Origin of the sequence: Nevskia sp. (assembly GCF_023266035.1) — a bacterium.
In the GTDB taxonomy this organism is placed as follows: domain Bacteria; phylum Pseudomonadota; class Gammaproteobacteria; order Nevskiales; family Nevskiaceae; genus Nevskia.
The window spans coordinates 1-17,112 of record NZ_JAHFRY010000086.1 but is presented as its reverse complement, the minus strand read 5'-3'; the positions used below and the strand labels follow the sequence as shown (position 1 = coordinate 17,112).

Annotated in this window: 14 protein-coding genes; 6 read left to right on the top strand and 8 right to left on the bottom strand. The window is 63.0% G+C overall.

Annotated features, from left to right (window positions below; translation table 11 throughout):
• From Q0D45_RS13975 to Q0D45_RS13965, 3 genes are all read right to left on the bottom strand, one after another.
• On the bottom strand, positions 1-294 hold a 294-nt coding region (locus tag Q0D45_RS13975; protein ID WP_293393866.1), incomplete at its 3' end, for a hypothetical protein.
• A gap of 297 nt (positions 295-591) precedes the next feature.
• Complete coding sequence (locus Q0D45_RS13970) at positions 592-1,998, bottom strand: hypothetical protein (protein WP_293393864.1); 1,407 nt, start codon at positions 1,996-1,998, stop codon at positions 592-594.
• Positions 1,998-3,245 (bottom strand): SPFH domain-containing protein, encoded by a 1,248-nt coding sequence (locus tag Q0D45_RS13965; RefSeq protein WP_293393862.1) that lies wholly within the window; start codon positions 3,243-3,245, stop codon positions 1,998-2,000. Before Q0D45_RS13965 ends, Q0D45_RS13970 begins: the two co-directional genes overlap by 1 nt.
• A 260-nt stretch (positions 3,246-3,505) precedes the next feature.
• Here Q0D45_RS13965 and Q0D45_RS13960 point away from each other — a divergent pair, with 260 nt between their 5' ends.
• From Q0D45_RS13960 to Q0D45_RS13945, 4 genes are all read left to right on the top strand, one after another.
• The gene (locus Q0D45_RS13960) at positions 3,506-4,228 is read left to right on the top strand and encodes a response regulator (RefSeq protein ID WP_293393860.1); all 723 of its coding nucleotides are present in this window, start codon (positions 3,506-3,508) and stop codon (positions 4,226-4,228) included.
• Positions 4,225-6,333 (top strand): HAMP domain-containing sensor histidine kinase, encoded by a 2,109-nt coding sequence (locus Q0D45_RS13955; protein WP_293393858.1) that lies wholly within the window; start codon positions 4,225-4,227, stop codon positions 6,331-6,333. The genes Q0D45_RS13960 and Q0D45_RS13955 overlap by 4 nt, the downstream gene beginning before the upstream one ends.
• A 391-nt stretch (positions 6,334-6,724) precedes the next feature.
• On the top strand, positions 6,725-7,195 hold the full coding sequence (locus Q0D45_RS13950) for a helix-turn-helix domain-containing protein (RefSeq protein WP_293393856.1): 471 nt from the start codon (positions 6,725-6,727) through the stop codon (positions 7,193-7,195).
• Between the two features lie 20 nt (positions 7,196-7,215).
• Entirely contained in the window at positions 7,216-8,508 is a 1,293-nt protein-coding gene (locus Q0D45_RS13945; protein ID WP_293393854.1) for a type II toxin-antitoxin system HipA family toxin, read from the top strand.
• A gap of 487 nt (positions 8,509-8,995) precedes the next feature.
• Here Q0D45_RS13945 and Q0D45_RS13940 read toward each other — a convergent pair whose 3' ends face one another.
• Positions 8,996-9,847, bottom strand: coding sequence for a metal-dependent hydrolase (locus tag Q0D45_RS13940; protein ID WP_293393852.1), 852 nt, complete (start codon positions 9,845-9,847; stop codon positions 8,996-8,998).
• Positions 9,848-9,926: 79 nt separating this feature from the next.
• Entirely contained in the window at positions 9,927-11,720 is a 1,794-nt protein-coding gene (locus Q0D45_RS13935; protein ID WP_293393850.1) for an NAD(P)/FAD-dependent oxidoreductase, read from the bottom strand.
• A gap of 181 nt (positions 11,721-11,901) precedes the next feature.
• Here Q0D45_RS13935 and Q0D45_RS13930 point away from each other — a divergent pair, with 181 nt between their 5' ends.
• The gene (locus tag Q0D45_RS13930; protein WP_293393848.1) at positions 11,902-12,375 is read left to right on the top strand and encodes a helix-turn-helix domain-containing protein; all 474 of its coding nucleotides are present in this window, start codon (positions 11,902-11,904) and stop codon (positions 12,373-12,375) included.
• 416 nt (positions 12,376-12,791) lie between these two features.
• Here the strand turns inward: Q0D45_RS13930 and Q0D45_RS13925 are convergent, their stop codons facing one another.
• On the bottom strand, positions 12,792-13,631 hold the full coding sequence (locus Q0D45_RS13925) for an SDR family NAD(P)-dependent oxidoreductase (RefSeq protein WP_293393846.1): 840 nt from the start codon (positions 13,629-13,631) through the stop codon (positions 12,792-12,794).
• A 63-nt stretch (positions 13,632-13,694) separates the two neighbouring features.
• On the bottom strand, positions 13,695-14,582 hold the full coding sequence (locus Q0D45_RS13920; protein ID WP_293393844.1) for a fatty acid desaturase: 888 nt from the start codon (positions 14,580-14,582) through the stop codon (positions 13,695-13,697).
• Between the two features lie 161 nt (positions 14,583-14,743).
• Here Q0D45_RS13920 and Q0D45_RS13915 point away from each other — a divergent pair, with 161 nt between their 5' ends.
• Positions 14,744-15,757: an AraC family transcriptional regulator gene (locus Q0D45_RS13915; protein ID WP_293393842.1), complete on the top strand. Its 1,014-nt coding sequence runs from the start codon at positions 14,744-14,746 to the stop codon at positions 15,755-15,757.
• A 231-nt stretch (positions 15,758-15,988) separates the two neighbouring features.
• On the opposite strand, the gene Q0D45_RS13910 is transcribed toward Q0D45_RS13915, so the two are convergent.
• Positions 15,989-16,888, bottom strand: coding sequence for an AraC family transcriptional regulator (locus Q0D45_RS13910; RefSeq protein ID WP_293393840.1), 900 nt, complete (start codon positions 16,886-16,888; stop codon positions 15,989-15,991).
• Between the last annotated feature and the right edge of the window lie 224 nt (positions 16,889-17,112).

Sequence of the window (17,112 nt, the reverse complement as noted above, 5' to 3'; positions counted from 1 at the left end):
GACGTGTTGCTCGACTTTCTGGAGCAGGTCCTGAAACGGGGCATCGGTGGGTACGACCACGACTCGGATCTTCCGGTCCCGGTCCGCGCGTCGAGGTCTCGTCGATAGGTCGACAAGCCAGTCGAAAATTTCGACATTACCCACGCATTCGAACCGGCCATCGCCTGTTTCCCGGACGATGACCGGACGCATCAGTTCGATCGCTGCGAGGACGTCGCTGCCTGGCTCGATGTCCGGTCTGCGCGACAGCGTAGGCGCGGGTGGCATGCCCGACGGCCTGTCGATAAGGGCCAACGACACCGTCCGGACTGCCCCTGCCGGCATCCGGCTTTCCGGGGCTCGTTTCCGCTTCGAAGCCGGGGGTAGGGATGTGGTCATTGCTATGATTTTGCACAAATGACGACGAGTTGCTTAGATCGTCATCAATCCATCTCGCGGCTGCCAAAAATTTAAGTAATAGCGCTACAAAATATTGATTAAAAACGATTTATAAAGATGCGCGCCACTTGGAGCTGGATACTGCTATGCCCTCCGAAGGGCTTTCTTTTTCACGAACAGAGCTCGACGGTTTGATTGCCGTTGTAGTGGCTCTCAGCGCAGGCTCACGGTCTGATTTTTCCAGGCGGCTGACTGCCAGCGATAGAACAAGCTCAAGGCCTCTGGCCGATCAGCGCGCTTCTCGGTATTCAGCGTGTCGAGCTGTACGACTTCGAAGCTGCGCAGCCAACGACCGCTTACCTTGGCTTCCCGCGTTACCAGCATTTGTCGGCTGCCTGGCACCCAGCCGGCGAACTCTGCGTAACCGATACCGGGATCACTACTGGCTGGAGGCAGCACGTCGGCCGTCCAGACGTCCCCGGTCTTGCGGAACACCCACAGTTCACGCCAGGACGGCATTGGCTGCACCGCCAAGGTCAGCACCGTCGCATTGGCATTGATTGCGGCCGACGCGGGCCAGACGGTGGAATAGGTACAGCGCTTCACCAACGGCGATCGGGCGTCATGCTTGGCATCCGTGAGCAGCACGCAGGTTTCGCCAGGCTCGCCGGCTACAGTGGTGATGCCAAGTCGGGGATTGGGCTTGCTCTCGGGTTCCGCTGCCCAAAGCGAGGCGCCCACTCTCACGGCGGCCTCGTTGTAGACCGCCAGGTCCTCATCGGCGAGTTCAGCCTTGTTGATGGCGGCAAGCTCCTGCAAGGCGCGTTCGGCACTTCCTGCCGCCGGTTCACCTCGATGCGCGTGGGCAAAGGCGAGACCCGCCCAGACCCCGGCACGGCGTAGACGCACGCGGTTCTTCAAGGTGTCAGGCAGATTCTTGAGATCAACCTGGTCGAGCACCTCGGCGCGCCACAGGTCCAGTACCTGGCCTTGTACCGGCCCCAGATTCGGATCGACACAATCGTGCCGAGTCAGCGCAAGCGCGGCCCGTGCCCGTTGCTCATCGCTGGAAGGCAACGCCAGCACGCGGCGAAACGCATCGCCGTCGTAACAGAGCTGAATCTGCCCATCGCGTTCGAAACTGCCAATGACCACGCCGTAGCTTGCGGCTACTTCGAGCGCGGCAGCCAGCCGGGGGCCGTCGACCTTGCCCTGGCGCGCCGAAGCGCGTTGGGCGAGACGATCGGCCATGCTGCCGAGCGCATCGAAAGGCTCCGCGGTGATCGCCTCCACCGGCGCGGCCTTCAGGTAGGCCGCTGCATAGGCAATGCCGAGCGCTTCCTGTCCTGGGGCATCGCGCACGAAGCGAAGCACCGATAGCAGGTCCGGGGCATCGGCGGCCTCCGTCGAAATCGGCCGGACTTGGGTAGCGCGAACATAGCCGGCGCGTTCGCGGCGATGGTCGTAGACCTGAAGGTAGTCCATGCGCGTACCGCGGATTTCAAGCGCATCACCCTGCGTAAGTACCGTCTGCTGCTGCGCGGAATCGCGTGGCGAGACCCGCAGCGCAGCCTGATCCTGCGTCACGATCGCCAGGGCAGCGAGCGTAGAGAGCAGCATTAGCGGATCTCCCCATCGCTGACTTCAGCACTGACTTTTTGGAGACCCTTGCCTTCGCCGAGCAGCGCCGAGCCAATGAAGCCGCCACTGGCGGGCGACGGCGCAATGATCACCTGCACCTTGTCCGACAGCTTGTCGGCCATGGTTTTCTGAATCAGCAGCGGGTTCTTGGTCAGCAGCGCACCGTCACGCTCAAGCTGAGCGCTGGCAATCTTGCCGAGTCGGTCCTGCCGGTAAGCCTCGGCCTCGGCCAGTTTGACGCGCGAATCGGCCTCGCCCTGGGCCTCGATACGGCGCGCCTCGGCCATACCCTCGGCAGTGCGGATGCGCGAGACCTTGTCGGCCTCGGCTTCCAGTTGGCGCTGCTCGACCTGTTTCTGCTTGAACGGCAGCACGTGCTTCATCGCTTCGCTCTGCGCTTTCGCGGCGATGATCTGTTCGTTGCCGGCAGCTTCCGCGTCTTTCTCGCGGCGGACCTTGTCGGCCTCGGCTTCCAGTTCGGACTGCTTGACCAGCTTGTCCTTCAGCTCCAGCGTGTAGCGCATCTTCTCGGTCGCGAGTTCTTCCGCGAGCAGCCGATCCATGCCGGCGCGATAGTCGGCGGGCAGCGCGACTTTGCCGATCTGGACGTTGCGCAGCAGGATGCCGTCACCCGCCAACTCCGGCCGCAGGCTGTCCTCGATGGCCTGCTGGATCTCGGCGCGTTTGGTCGAGAAGATTTCCTTGACCGTGTAGCGCGTGAACACCTTGTAGATCGCACCCTGTACCGCAGGCTCGACGATCTCGGCCGCGATGTCGTCCGGCAGGCGCTTTGCAATGCCGACGATCTTTGCCGGATCGAGCGCATAGCGGATCGACAGATCGACACCGAGCGACAAGCCCTCCATCGATTGGAACGGCGCACGATCGTCTTCGCCCTGCGCCGGCCGATAGACCTGATCGCGCAGTGGAAAGCGGCGCAGATGGTGCAGGCCCGGCAGCACGATCACCGTGCCTTCGCCGAACTCGCGGACGGTACCGAGCAGTGCGTTGCTGCGAATGCCGACTTCGCCATTGTCCAGCCGCTGCATCGGCGGATGCCGGTACAAGCCGTAGGCTCCGGCTGCAACCAGTCCGACGCTGATGAGCTGTAGACGCTTGTCGCCGACGATCCGCAGCGAATGTGTTGTCAGCTGACCGATACCTCCGGCCGCGCGGCTCAAGCGTTCCTTTGCAGCCTGTGCGCCTCGCGAAATCCTGTTGCCCATGCTCCCCACTCCTCGATCGATGCCCGTTGGCTGGTGATGAGCCGGACGTTCCGCCGGCCCGGAAAGCAGTGCCAGCCGCGCCGCATTTCCGTGATGGCATCGTGCCGGCCGCTTCGCGGAGCACTCAATGCGGCCGTAGGGGCAGATTCGTCGTAGGGCGGAGACGAGGCTCCGGCGCCGGAAGAAACCTTCACAACCGGAAGCGGGTGATGCACTCGATAATGCGAGCGACCGGGACCCGTATCCCCGTGGAGCAAGGCATGCCGAGAGTCGCCGTCATCGAAGACGATCTGCCCACCAGCAACCAGCTCAAGGGCTGGATCGAGGCCGCGCGACCGGGTCTGCAGGTTGATCAATGGTTCACGCGCGATGCGGCCGAACTGGCGATTGCACGCGAGCATTACGACGTGATCACGCTCGATATCGAACTTGGCCGTGAACGTCATGCCGGTGTCGCGCTGATCAATGCGATCAACAAGCGTGGCGGCACGCCGGTGCTGGTGATCTCGGCGATGCCGGCGACGATCTACCGAAGCATCATGCGCGCGCTCGACGCCTGGGATTACCTGCAGAAAACGACCTTCGAGGAGGCCGATTTCGTCGAAACCTTTCTGGAAATCCTGCGTGCCTCGAAAGACCTGCGCAGCGCATCAGACGTTGCTGCCACTCCGCTGGACGATGAGCTGTCGCTCGACCCGCTACGTCAGCGCACGCCCATCTGGCGTGGCAGCCGCATCAATCTGCCGCTGACCGCCCAGCGAATTCTCGATGCGCTGTACCAGCGGCGCGGCGAAGTGGTGTCTTACGAAGACCTGTTCGAGGTGGTCAAGAGCGGCCGCAATCGCGACAACATCCGCAAGCACGTCAGCACGATCCGCGAAGCCTTCAAGGAGATCGACGCGTCATTCGACAGCATCGAGAACGTACCGATGCGTGGCTTCCGCTGGGTCAGCATTCAGGCGGCGGGACGTAGCCCTCGATGAGCTTGGACGCGCTCGGGCGGCGGCTGAATCCGGCGCCCTATCGCCTGCGGCTCCTGTTTCGTGGCGCCTTCCTGCTGCTGATCATCGGCGCGGTCGCCATGGCGCTGTTCCTGCTGCAACAGGAACAGCAGCTCAGCTATCGCAATTACGAAGATGGCCTGAACAAGAACGCGGCCCAGATCGCGGCGCGCTTGCGTCACCCTGCCGGTCAACTGGCACTGCTGAATCCCCCGCAGCCGACGGCCATCAGCGAGGCCGATGATTCAGCCGCGCCAACTCGGCTGCACCCGCTGCTATTGCCGTTCTCGGCGCTCGATTTCGACGACCAGAGCAAGGTCCAGCAGGCGATCGAGATGGCCGGTTGCATGGTCGAATACGCCAGTGATGACGAGGTCTGCGTCGCGATCGGCAACAATCCTTGGGCCGGTGGTTTCATCTACGTTGCAGGCAGTTTTGCGGCGGCCGATCTGGTCGAGCACGAGCGCGGCGATCGGATGCTGAGCAATGCGCATCGAGTGCGGATCAGTGTCGATCTGCGCGGCCGCCACTACCAATGGCTGGCGCCCTTCGAAGCCAGCGGGCCGGCTGATGCCTCCGGCCGCAGGGGGCGCCTGACGGGCTTCGCCGACAACGGTAGCGGCGAGTTCGCGTCTCGCCCAGTCAAGGACTTCCGCGGCTGGCTTTGGCAGGCGAGTCAATGTCTCGAGGAGCCACTAGCCACTGCGCCGACCCCGTGCAGCAAGCGCGCCTTTTTCTCGGTGCGTCTGCCGGTAGATGTGCTGCGCGATGCACTGTTCGCGGGTCAAGGCCGACCGGTCTGGCCGCCGGCCGACCTGAACCGGATCGACGTGCACGTCGAAGTGCTGCCTCCGGGCGATGGCCCGGCTCTGCTCGATAGCGCCAGTCCGCAAGCGACGCCGCCGTTCTCGCTCAATGATCTTGCGCCGTTGCTGTTGCCCGGCGAAACCCTGCGGATACGCAAGCTGACGCGTGAAGGCGCGGCCGACGTGCTCACGCTCGTAGGTGCCGACAACACGCCTGCACCTGCCTCGCGTCTGCTGGATCGCCTGTTGCGCCGCTATCTGTTCGATCGAGACCAGGCCCCGATCGAGACGCTGGAAGTCATCGCCACTCAAGCAGGGCGCTACGAACTGGCCTTGCGGGGCGACGTGCGCACGGTCAACAAGCTGATCAGCGTGGTGGCGACTCGTGTGTCCTGGTTCGTGGTCGCGATGCTGCTGGCGATCCTGCTGGCCTGGCTTGCGATGGAGATCGGCATCATCAGTCGCATCACGGTGCTCACGCGGCGTGCGGATTCAGTCTCGAAGACGGTCAAGGGATCAAACAGTCTGGGGCGACTCGATCTCAGCGATCTGCGCGGCGCCGATGAGCTCGGCGTGCTCGCCGGTTGCCTGTCGGATCTGCTGCAACGCGTGCAGGAAGACGTCGATCGCGAACATATCCGTGCCGAGCAGGAGAAAGACATGTGGCACGCGGTCGGCCACGAAATCATGTCGCCACTGCAGTCGCTGATGGCCCTGCATGGCGAAGGCGACAACGGCAGCCGCCGCTACATCGAGCGCATGCAACGCGCGGTGCGAGTGCTCTACGGCAGTGCCTCGCCGAGCGAGGCCTTTCAGTCGACCAATCTTCAGCTGGAGATCCTTGATCTGGGCAGCTTCCTGAAGCAGGTGGCCGATAATGCCTCCTGCATCGGCATTGACAGCGTGGCGTTTGACGATGCCGATGAGAAGGTACTCGTGCGTGCCAACGAACATTCGCTCGAGGATGTGGTGACCCATATCCTAGTGAATGCCGAGCGCTATCGAATCAGGGGTACATCGATTCGGATTCAGCTTGGTGTCAGCGATGGTAGTGCGACCATCGCGATCGCCAACCAAGGGCCGCATATCGCCGACGATCTGATCGACAAGATCTTCGAGTACGGGGTCTCGGACCCCGCAGACAGAAGCAACCGAAACAATCGCGGTCAGGGTCTGTTTGTCGCAAAAACCTATATGGCGAAGATGGCGGGGACGGTCACCGCGCTGAACGTCGCCGACGGTGTCAGCTTCGTGCTGAGTCTTCCGCGTGCGAGTGGCTAGGCTAGGCGAGGCAAAGGCTTAAGTGTCGTCATCTGTGACGGCTGCCATGTCTCCTGATCGTTGGCTACGCGTGGCTTGGCATCGTCGAATAAGATTTTGCCGCCTGTATGAGTTCCTTCCGTCAGGTCCGAGAGTGGGGATGAATTTCCATCCGGGCTCGAACTCCCGCCTCTGGCGGTAGGCGGGAGAGATCGGATCGCGCTGATGAGATTTCGGCGGGCTAGGAGGTTCGACGTCTTGGAGCGGGGCGGGCCGAAGTCGCTCGGTCCGCGAGGGGCGGAGTCGGAAAATATTGGTGATAGCCGATGCGGTTTAAATATTCGTCAAAACAACTAAATTGACATTATTTGTTTAAGCCAATAAATTGCGCGCAACGAAGGTTGGCGCGGCCATGGACTACCCAATTCGGTTTACCGATCAGATTCGCCATCAACTCCGCGCCCTGCGCAAGGCGCGTGGACTGACGCAGGCTGAACTGGGTGATCGCCTTGGCGTGGGGCAGGCGCGCATCGCGGAAATTGAGCGCTCCCCCGGAACTGTCAGCTTCGACCAAATGCTTCAGCTTTTGTCGCTATTGGACGTCAGCGTGGTGCTCAAGGACTCGCTGCCTGAGCAAGTCACGGGCGAGCACAGCCCTCAAGTAATAAAAAAGCTGAGCCGTATTGCGGTGCGAAACCCCCTGCGCGGAACTGCGACAGTGGGTTTGCCCCAAGAGGCGGGCGGAGAATCGGAGGGTGCTGCACGCAAAAAGCCGAACACACCCGCCGCGACCGATCTGCAAGTCCCGAGGAAGCTGAATGCGAGCGGGACGCCAACGCCGGTCCGCCACCGGGTCATCCAACCCAAGAAAGGCTCTTGGTGAGTGCGTCCCTTGCCGTCTGGATGAACGGCGAACGGGTTGGCAGTTGGTCGGTGGTTCGCGGGGTTCATGCCTTCCGTTATGCGGAATCCTGGCTACGTTCGGAAAGAGTCCGATCGCTGTCCCTTTCCCTGCCGATCACGCCTTCGCTGGAGATTCGGGGCCCGGTGGTCGAAAGCTATTTCGACAACCTGCTACCTGACAACGACCGCATCCGCGAGCGCATCAGTCGGCGCTTCGGTACACGGGGAACCGATCCCTATTCCCTGCTCGAAGCGATCGGCCGTGATTGTGTGGGGGCAGTGCAGCTGCTACCTGAAGGCGCGATGCCAGAGGGGTGGGACAGTCTGGCCTACGAGCCGGTCAGCGAGGAAAAGGTTGCAGAACTCCTGCTGGAGATGCCCACCGTCGGGGCCAACCACGACGACGATGCGTTCTTCCGCATCTCTCTCGCAGGGGCACAAGAGAAGACGGCCTTGCTGAAACTTGGCGATGGATGGGGCCGGCCTTTGGGCGCCACCCCAACCACGCACATTCTGAAGCTGCCGTTGGGGATCGTCGGCGGGACACGCCAGGTCGACTTGGCGAACTCGGTCCAGAACGAGTGGTTGTGCGCGCAGATCGTGGGCGAACTGGGTTTGCCCGTCGCATCGACGGAGATGGGGCAATTTGGCGGCCAACGGGTGCTCGTGGTCGAGCGCTTCGATCGCCAGTGGATGGACGACGGCCGCTGGATTGCGAGACTGCCCCAGGAAGACTTTTGCCAAGCCCTGGGTTATCCACCTCGCCATAAGTACGAGGCCGACAACGGCCCCGGGATTGCTCGGTGCCTCGGCTTGCTGGGCGGTAGCGATGATGCCCCGACCGATCGCCTGACCTTCCAGTTGGCACAGCTCAGCTACTGGTTGCTGGCCGCCACCGATGGTCACGCCAAAAACTACTCCATCTTCCTCGAGCAGGGTGACCGCTACGGGATGACACCGCTTTACGACATCATTTCGCTGTGGCCCTACTTTGGGGAAGGTCCGCATCACGCTCGGTGGCACAAGGCGAAGCTGGCGATGGCGCTGCGCTCAAAAAATGCTCACTACCTGCTTCACACCATCCAGGCCCGGCATTGGCATGCACTGGCAATGAGGAACGGCGGCGTCGCGGTGTGGGAGGCCATGCTCGGCCTCATCGAGCGGGCAGAGTCAGCGCTGCAGGCTGTCGAGGGCAGGTTGCCGTCTGACTTTCCCGGTGCAACGTGGGAGGCCATCGCGTCGGGAATTCGATCCCAGGTCCAAGTGTTCAGGAAGGGGCTTGAGGAAGCTTGAGCAAGCCTGGAATCACTTCGTCCGGATAACTTCCGGAATCGACGGATCTCGAAATCGCTTCTCCAACCTGGAGGCGAGATCGACGGCAGCAACCGAGGCTCTTCAGTGGCGATGGACTGTCTTGCCTTTGATAGCGAGATCCAAGGTCATGAGGCGAGAAAGGACGGCTATTCCGCTTCGTCTGGCGTCCAACGCAGCGCCTCGTCGAGAAGGCATATGTGGCCGGCGTGAGGGATCAGCGCCGCGATTCCGCATCATTCGATGCCGATCGCGATGCGTAGATTGCCAGGGGCGGCGATCACCGCCACGCCCGGTTTTCCAAGTGCCAGATCTCGTAGAAGTGGCAGCCACGGGCAGCCGTGCCATCGAGCCGCAGCGCCACACCGCTTGCTGTAGCAAGGCCCCGCGTCGCCAGGAGGGGTTCCGGCGGGACCGTGTCGTAGCAGATCAGCAACATCGGGCGCCGCTCGACGATCGCCAGACCCCATCAGGCGGAGGGCAGGGCCTTGGCTTGCCACGGCGCGGAGAAGTCTTCAATGCCCTGCAGGAAGTGGCTGTTGTCATGATCCCAGGGATGGAAGCCGGGACGCAGGTAGTTGAACCAGGGACGCGCCATCTTGCGCAGAAAGCCGATCTCGCCGAAGCCGACGCGCCAGAACTCACGCCAGCCCTTCAAATCGCTCAACTTGCCCTCGTCGCGCACGAAGCCGATGAACGCCGGGATAACCTTGCCCCAGAAAACGGCAGTTGCAACCACCAGGGTCAGGCTGCGCTCGACGTAAGCGCGCGGGCCGCGGCCCATCATCATCTCGTACACGTCGAAGGGCACGCCTTTGTGCTCGGTCTCTTCCAGCGCATGCCATTTCCACAAGGCGGCAAAGTGCTGTTCCGATTTTTCGATCATGTACGGCTCGCTCAGCAGGCCGTCGGCCATGATCGCGGTGATGTGTTCCAGGGCGATGGTCACGGACAGGCGGGTGGAGGGCGGCGCGCGTTTCTTCAGCCTTGTCAGGAGCGCCTTCACGCTGTCCTCGAATTCCTTGGCCGCTGGCAGGCGCTGAAACATCAGCGCGTTGTAGTCATCGTGCTCGCGGCCGTGCGTCGCCTCCTGGCCGATGAAGGCCGTCGCCGCTTTCTTCAGTTCGGGGTCCGTGATCTGATCGCGGTAGTGGCGCACGGCGTCGATGAAGAAGCGCTCGCCCACCGGAATCACCAGCGACATGGTGTTCATCAGCAGGGTGAAATGCACGCCGCCATCGAGCCAGTCGTGGATGCGCTCGGCCGGCGGGTTGAACTTGAGATCACGGCGTGTCGGGAGGATTGGCGTCTTGGCTTGCATGGGATGCTCCTGCGTGGTGCTAGATGGATTCATTGCTTGGTAAGGGACCCGCGTGACCGCGGGGCTGCCTCAGCAGACTTCAGGTCGACGTGACCAGCGAGGCTGCGGTGTCTTCATCCTCGTCATCCTGATGTTCGCTTCGTGTTGCCTTGCGCCCCAGCATTCGTGTTGCGGTGAGCGGATCGAAGCCTGCTTTCCTGACCGACAACCGCGAGCGATCGGCGAGCACGACCCCAGCGCAAACTTCGGCTTGCAGATCACGACCAGTGACGGCGCTGGCCGCGTGCATGCCACTGAGCATCGCGCCCACCGTGCCTGGCCCCCAGGCAGTGCTGGTGCCGGCCATGAACAAGCCCTTGATTACGGTCGTCACACCCGGACGGAACGGGCCGAACTGCGAGAGGCGCGGCTCCAGGCCAAAAGCAGCACCACCACTGGTATGGGTGAAGCGCTCCTGTGAGGCGGGCGAGCCCAGTTCGCTCCAACGCAGCTTCGCGGACGCGCCGGGGTAGGCCTGTTCGACCCGCTGCAGGAGGCCGTCGGTGATGATGGCCTTGATCTCCTGATAGCGCCCGTCGCGGCGATAGGTGCCGCGAGCGACATCATGTCCGTCGAAACCCCACAGGCGCGGGTCTGCCGGTGCCAGAGTCTGAGCCTCGATGGCGGCGTGTCCGGCCGGGGCGCTGCGACGATTGTCAGGATCTCGACGGGTCGAGGACTGCACGAAAGCCGGCATGTTGCGCGCGTGGTCCATCGCCCAGTCCATGGGGCGCCGTTTGGCCGCTTGGGTCAGGCGCCTGGACAAGCCTTGCTGCAGGCGGAACAGCGAGGTCGTGTCGTCCCAGTTGGGAATGACATAGAAGTTGCTGTTGGGGGTTTTGCCGACGTCGATTTCAATGCCGAAGAAGGCATTGATCAGCGGGTGCGACATCTTCCAGTTTTCGCTTCTCCTGGCCACCGAGGCCGGCAGATTTTCGTACCCGACAAGGTCGCGGTAGGTGCGCCTGATATCGCCTGCCGCGACGATGGCCGGAGCACGCAGAATCTCCCCATCCTCCAGTTGCACGCCCTTGACGGCGCCGCTTTCGATGACGATGCGTGCCACATGAGTCTGGGTACGAATTTCGCCGCCGTGACTGAGGATCACATCGGAGAAGCCGGCGGCCAGCATCTGGCCACCGCCCTTCGGATACCAGGCCCCACCGATGAGGTAGTCATGCAGGAAGCCGGCACGCAGTGCCACGGGAGCTGTGATCGGGGTGGTGGCCGTCGCCGCGTCCTGCACGGACAGTACGAGAAACGCTCGCGGGCTCAGACGGCATGCGGCCAGCAGTGCCGCATGCGGGACCATGGCCCATGCGGCCGCCCAGCCACAGCGCCGCGCGAACTGGATCAGGTCGGCCCTCGACGCGAGATTCATACTGCGATCCATGCTTTCGGAGATGCGGCGCACGACCGAGATGTAGAAACGCAGGCCACGTTCATCAGCGGGAAAGGCCCTCAGCAGATTCTCCAGGAAGCCATCCCAGTCCGATGGGACACGCAGTTCGAAATCCGGGCCGATGATGGTGTCGAAGCCGTCGCGATCCAGGGGCAGCCACTGCACGCGATCTTCGAGCGCCAGGCCTCGCATCAGCGAGTCCATCAAGCTGCCCTGTCCGCAGCCACCGATGTAATGGACGCCGCAGTCGAACTCCCATTGCTTCTTGCGTCGGAACACATGGGAGCTGCCGCCGAGGACCGAATAGCGCTCCAGCAGCAGCGTGCGCTTGCCTGCAGCAGTCAGATGCGCTGCGGCGGAAAGGCCGCCAAGGCCACCCCCGATCACGATGGCATCCCAGTGCTCTTGCGGGGTGGTCTGTGTACGGCTCATGGAAACCTTCTTGAGGGAACGGTGCGGGCGGTTAGTGGCGTCCCGACACCCCGGCAAACGACTCCGGAACGAGGAACTGACGTTGCCATTGAACGATGGCACTATTACAGTAAGTTCCAAAATAGAACCTTGTCAAGCTAGACTGGCCCTGACTTGGTAAACGCCTGATTGGAGAAAGGAAATGAAGTGGCGCGAACTAGACGGCACGTCTTGCTCGGTGGCCCGCAGCCTGGCCATCGTCGGCGATCGCTGGACCATCCTGATCCTGCGCAACGCCTTCCTGCGCACGCGGCGTTTCGATGATTTCCAGGCTCAGCTGGGCATCACAAGGCATCTGCTCGCCAGCCGGCTGGCGAAGCTGGTCAAGCTCGGGGTGATGAGCAAAGTCGCTTATCAGGAGCGACCGCCACGCTACGAGTACCGGCTCACCGAGATGGGGCGCGACTGGTACTCGGTGCAGCTCGCGCTGGTGGCTTGGGGAGACAAGTGGCTGGCCGGAGCGGCAGGGCCGCCGCTGGAGTTCCTGCACCAGAAGTGCGGCCACAAATTTCGGCCAGTCACCGTGTGTTCGGAATGCCGCGAGCCGCTAGACACGCGCGACATCACGCCGATCGCGGGTCCGGGGCTGCGGCCACCAGCCGCCGTCACCCCCTGAAGGCGGGCGGCCCGTTTGCCTGCCGTTGTATTTCCGGAGCGGCGCGCGCCTTGATCCGGGCCATATCCGTCATTCGGCGTGCCGAATACGGCAATCCCGAGCGCGCGGTTCAACCCGTGATCCTTTCTTCCGAAAGCAGACGTTTTGTGACCGCCCGCAGTCGGCGAATTCGGTTGAAAAACTCGGCTGTCGATCGCGGCGCCTGGAAAATCGGTCGCCGGCGGTCGCGACGATTCCATTCTGGGAGATGCGGCTTATAAATTCCGAGTTCAGACGGTCCAGCCGCGCGTGTTTCGACGATTTAGTCCGCGGCCAACTTTCCTGCTAAATATCCGCAGGACTCGCTTCAGAAAGTGCGTCGCTCCCATCCATGCCTTGAGCGTCGCGTAGCCGGGACCTCGCGCGTCATTGCCAGGTCAAGCATCGTAATCCTTGATCGGATCAGACTTGGTCTGGCGCGCGGGCCGGAAGAAGCCCAGGGCCTTGAGAACGACCAGGTTGAGGTACGGCGCTTTCTGGAACACCCGCATCGCCCAGCGCAGGCTGAACGGAAAGATGTGTTCGCGATAATTGCCGCGGATGGCGCGCACGACCTCGACGGCCACCTGTTCCGGCTGCAGGACTGGGAACCAGTTCGCCAGTCGCGGATACCAGCCGAAATCGGCGTCGTTGCGCTCGAAATAGCCGGTGTCCACCTTGGCCGGGCAGACCAGGGAGACGCCGATGCCATGCCGCTCCAGTTCCTCGCGCAGGGACAGCGATAGGCCCATCATCGCGTGGCGGCTCGAGGTGTAGGGCACCATGTAGGGAAGCGGCATATAGCTGGCCGGGCTGGTCAGGTTGACGATCTGACCTTCGCGGCGGGAGATCATGCTCGGCACCACCGCGTGGCAGGCGGCGATGGCGGCCCCGAAGGGCAGGTTGACCGTCAACATGGCCTCTTTCAGGCTCATCTCCGACAGCGGCTTGAAGGTGCCCGCACCGGCGTTGTTGACCAGGATGGCGATGGGTCCCATCGCCTCCTCGACGGCCGCCACCGTCCGGGCCACGGCCTCGGCGTCGCCCATGTCGCAGGGAAACACCTGCGCCTGCCCGCCCGCGGCGCGAATCTCGCCGGCGATCTTTTCGAGGCCTTCGCGACCGCGAGCCACCAGCGCCAGCTTGCAACCCTGGCGCGCCAGTTCCTTGGACACGGCGGCGCCGATGCCCATGGATGCGCCCGTCACGAGCGCGACCTTGCTTTGGATGTTCTTCATTTTCCCGATGCCCCTGTTTTGTTATTCCGGTCAGGCCGGCACTTGCGCGCGATTCGCACCGCCTTAGGCGGACGCCACCGGCTGCCGGTCGAAGATGCCGAGCACCGGCGCCCCATGGGCCCTCATGACGGGCTCGATCTCACGGAACAGAGCGTGGTACTTGTAGAACGGTACCCGCGGGAAGGCGTGGTGGATCGAATGCAGGTTCTGGCCCAGCCAGAACCACTCGAGAGGCTTCATCCAGCTCGGCATGATCAGGCTGTTGGTGTTGCGGTAGCGCGCGGAATCCTCGTAGGGATGGTGCGGACGAAAGGCGAACCAGTAGGTGGTGAAGACCAGGCCGAGCAGGTAAGCCGCGACGATCAGGACGAGGCCCGGCAGGAGGGGCAACATGCTCAGCAGCAGGATCCGCCAGGAAATCGCCACGCCGACCTCGGCACAGTAGATCGCCTTTTCGCGACGCGGTGCCGTTGCCCAGTAGCCGTGAAACAGGAAGGTGATCTGCACCCAGATGAACTGGGCCACAGCCACCACAAAGGCCCGCGGGCTGTCCGTCATCCCCTTCAGGATCCCATCAGGATCCTTGCCGGGCTGATTGGTGTAGCGGTGGTGGGTGAAGTGCTCAACCGTATGGGTGGAATACGGGACCATGATGATCTGCGCGCACGCGTAGCCGCACAGGTCGTTGATCCACTTTCGCCCGGCGTGATCGCCGTGGATGTTGCCGTGCGCCGCTTCATGCACCGGCGTGTAGGACATGTAGGTGGTTGCGGCGAAGATCACGAACGTGGCCCACAGCGGCATGACACCGGCTGCGAACAGGGCGATATTGCCGGCAAACACCATGAGCACGGCCGCTGACAGCGCCACCGTTCCCCAGGCGAAGTGCCCCATGTATTGGCGGGCGGCCTCGATGGCGCCCCGGTTCAATGCAGTCAGATTCTGTTCCATGCCACTCTCCTCTCCTGTCGGCGTCGGCCGTTCTGTTGATCAATGGGTCTTAGCGTACGGGCAGTAACCCCAGGCGTTGAGGGCCGTCTTGGCCATCCGCCGTGCATTTATGGCCACGAGCGGCGAGTTCTGTCACATTTTTTACATACCCGGGGAGCGCGATGGCCGTCGAGCCTGTCCTGCACAGCCTGACGATCAGTCAGGTTATCCTCAATTTCGCGGCAGACCGTGGGATTGACAGCGACACCTGCCTGGCCGGCACCGGCATCACGCCGGCGATGCTTCAGGACCCGAACGCGCTGGCCTCCCCTGAGCAGGAAATGCGCCTGATCGAAAACGTGATCCTCGCGCTGCCGGATGAGCCGGCGCCCGGCTTCGAACTGGGCCTGCGCTACAGCGTGTCGACTTTCGGTGTCTGGGGTTTCACGTTGCGCACCAGCCGGTCCCTCCGCGAAGCGATGGAGCGCGCCCTGCGCTACATCGCCCTGAGCACGGCCTACTGCGTGTTTTCGTCCGCGGTCGAGGGCGACAGCTTCGTCATGTGCGCCGACCCGTCCGGCATACCGGTCCAGCTGCGCCAGTTCCTGCTGGAACGTGACGTGGGTACGGCCCTGAACCTGATGCGCGAACTTCAGCTGACCGGCCGCGTCGTCCGGCACCTGGAGTTCGGCGGCCTCGACGGCGAGGCCGCCGACCGCATCCGCCAGCTTTCCGGCCTACCGGTGCGCTGCCAGGCCCGGCGCAATGCGATCGTCATGGATCTCACAGCGGCGTCGACGCCCCTGCCCACTTTCGATGAGCACCTAGTGCGCGTGCTCGAGGATCAGTGCCGACAGCTCCTGGAGCGACGCCAGATCGAGGGAGTCGCCGGACGGGTCCGCCAGCAGCTGCTCGGCGGCCTGGGTCTGGTCTCCTGCCTGGACGAGGTCGCGCGGACCTTGAACCTGTCGTCGCGCAGCCTGCGTCGCCGGCTGGAAGACGAAGGCACCAGCTTTCGCGATCTGGTCGAGGACACCCGCCGCCAACTGGCCGAACAGATGCTGGGCACGACCGACATGAAGCTGGACGAACTGGCCGTCCATCTGGGCTATGCGGACACCGCCAGCTTCACGAGGGCCTTTCGCCGTTGGCATGGCGTCTCCCCTGGCCAGTACCGGCTGCAAAGGAGCGGCTGAACCGTCCAGACTCCGGCGCCTCGACTCGTCAGGGCACAGCTTCCACGATCAGTGCTTGGCTGTCCTCGGCGTGGATGCGTGCGCAACAGGCGGCCCGGATGCCGGGACGCGCGATAGCTCTCGTTGCCGAGCCGATGGCCGTGACTGGAAGATCTCTGCTCATGGTCCGGGATACGGGCCAGTTGGGTTGTTTCTGCGCCCTTGTGAGCGAGATACGCGCCCCGCGCCCGCTCATCCCATTGCCAAAGTGCCGATCGCCTGCCTGATCTGACGAACGTTGCGCACCGGCGATACGCCGAACTGCCGGAGATATTCGCGGCTGAATTGCGAGGCGCTCTCGTAGCCGACGGCGAAGGCCACATTGGAGGCGCTATGGTCGCCAGTGAGCAACAACTGTCGCGCCTCCTGCAGCCGAAGCTGTTTCTGATACTGGAGCGGGCTGAGACCAGTAATCGCCAGAAAATGGCGATGCAGGCTGGCGCGGCTCATGCCACTTGCATCGCATAGCACCTCGATGCGCAAACGGGTGTTGTAATTGTCCCTTATCCACCCTACCGCTCGCCGGATACGACCTAACGCACCCCCGGGTTGGGCGATCTCACGCAACAGGCGGCCCTGCGGACCTTGCAGGAGACGATAGAGCAATTCACGTTCCGCCATGGGGGCAAGCACGGGAACGTCGGCCGGGGTGTCGAGCAACGACAGCAGGCGCAGCAAGGTGTCGCGCAGCGGCGCCGTCATCGGATTGATCGCGATGCCGATACCGTGGGGATCAGTGTCACGCACCTGCGGCATGGTCGACGCAACATCGGCCAGCAGCGCAGGGTCCAGGACCAAGGACACCGCGACATAGGGTTGGCCGTCATCGGCATCCAGGATCTGGCCGATCAGCGGCAGATCGAGGGCGCTGATGAGGTAATGCGCGGGATCGTAGCTGAGAAGATCGTCGTTGATCGCCACCTGCTTTGAACCCTGCAGAATGAAGCAGATCATCGAGCGGTAGAGGCATGGCGCCTTGGCGGTGGTCGCCTGCCCAACGCTGATCTCCAGGCGGGGGATCGGCGTGATGGTCAAACCGGAGGGCGCGTGGCGCAGCGCCAGTTCCAGATGCTGAATGAGATCGTCGGCCATGGTCAGACTATGCGATCGTCAGTCCGCCAAGGCAAATTCGATTGAGACAATCGGGCAAGAGCTTGAGCGTATCGGGCGGGCTTTTCGAGCCTGCCTTGCCTATCTTGGGACATCGGGAGGGCGCCTTAGTGGCGCTTCGCACCCTGACCATCCAACGAGGGCAGATCATGACCAAGCAAATCGCACTTATCACCGGCGCCAGCCGCGGCCTCGGCCACAACATG

Coding starts and splice junctions, on each gene's coding strand:
- Q0D45_RS13970 (WP_293393864.1), bottom strand. CDS start 1,998: ATGCTGCTCTCTACGCTCGCTGCCCTGGCGATCGTGACGCAGGATCAG.
- Q0D45_RS13965 (WP_293393862.1), bottom strand. CDS start 3,245: ATGGGCAACAGGATTTCGCGAGGCGCACAGGCTGCAAAGGAACGCTTG.
- Q0D45_RS13960 (WP_293393860.1), top strand. CDS start 3,506: ATGCCGAGAGTCGCCGTCATCGAAGACGATCTGCCCACCAGCAACCAG.
- Q0D45_RS13955 (WP_293393858.1), top strand. CDS start 4,225: ATGAGCTTGGACGCGCTCGGGCGGCGGCTGAATCCGGCGCCCTATCGC.
- Q0D45_RS13950 (WP_293393856.1), top strand. CDS start 6,725: ATGGACTACCCAATTCGGTTTACCGATCAGATTCGCCATCAACTCCGC.
- Q0D45_RS13945 (WP_293393854.1), top strand. CDS start 7,216: ATGAACGGCGAACGGGTTGGCAGTTGGTCGGTGGTTCGCGGGGTTCAT.
- Q0D45_RS13940 (WP_293393852.1), bottom strand. CDS start 9,847: ATGCAAGCCAAGACGCCAATCCTCCCGACACGCCGTGATCTCAAGTTC.
- Q0D45_RS13935 (WP_293393850.1), bottom strand. CDS start 11,720: ATGAGCCGTACACAGACCACCCCGCAAGAGCACTGGGATGCCATCGTG.
- Q0D45_RS13930 (WP_293393848.1), top strand. CDS start 11,902: ATGAAGTGGCGCGAACTAGACGGCACGTCTTGCTCGGTGGCCCGCAGC.
- Q0D45_RS13925 (WP_293393846.1), bottom strand. CDS start 13,631: ATGAAGAACATCCAAAGCAAGGTCGCGCTCGTGACGGGCGCATCCATG.
- Q0D45_RS13920 (WP_293393844.1), bottom strand. CDS start 14,582: ATGGAACAGAATCTGACTGCATTGAACCGGGGCGCCATCGAGGCCGCC.
- Q0D45_RS13915 (WP_293393842.1), top strand. CDS start 14,744: ATGGCCGTCGAGCCTGTCCTGCACAGCCTGACGATCAGTCAGGTTATC.
- Q0D45_RS13910 (WP_293393840.1), bottom strand. CDS start 16,888: ATGGCCGACGATCTCATTCAGCATCTGGAACTGGCGCTGCGCCACGCG.